This window comes from Neisseria dentiae, assembly GCF_024580525.1.
GTDB lineage: Bacteria > Pseudomonadota > Gammaproteobacteria > Burkholderiales > Neisseriaceae > Neisseria > Neisseria dentiae_A.
Map to the genome: position 1 here is coordinate 1 of NZ_JANIKQ010000090.1, position 334 is coordinate 334.

The following is a 334-nucleotide window of genomic DNA, read 5'->3' on the forward strand; positions in this document are numbered from 1 at the left end:
GCGGCCTCAAAGCAGGTGATGTGAACATCACTTCGTCAGGTATTGACGCAGGTAACACGCAAATCAGCGGAGTGAAAGCCGGTGAGCAAGACACCGATGCCGCCAACGTAGCCCAACTGAAAGCCGCAGCAGCAGCTTCGGCCAACAAAGTGGCAGCGGGCGACAACATCGAAGTAGCCGAAACGAAGAACGACGACGGCAGCACCACCTACACCGTGGCCACCGCCAAAAACGTCAACTTCGACAGCGTAACCGCAGGCGGTACCGTGCTGAACAAAGACGGCGTCAAAGTCGGCAACGATGTAGCCCTGGCTTCAGACGGCCTCAAAGCAGG

At 57.8% G+C, this 334-nt stretch carries 1 protein-coding gene; it reads left to right on the forward strand.

What is annotated here, in order from left to right:
- Nucleotides 1–20: 20 nt before the first annotated feature.
- A partial coding sequence (locus NQ012_RS12995; protein WP_373566661.1) for a hypothetical protein occupies nt 21–334 on the forward strand: 314 nt, incomplete at its 3' end.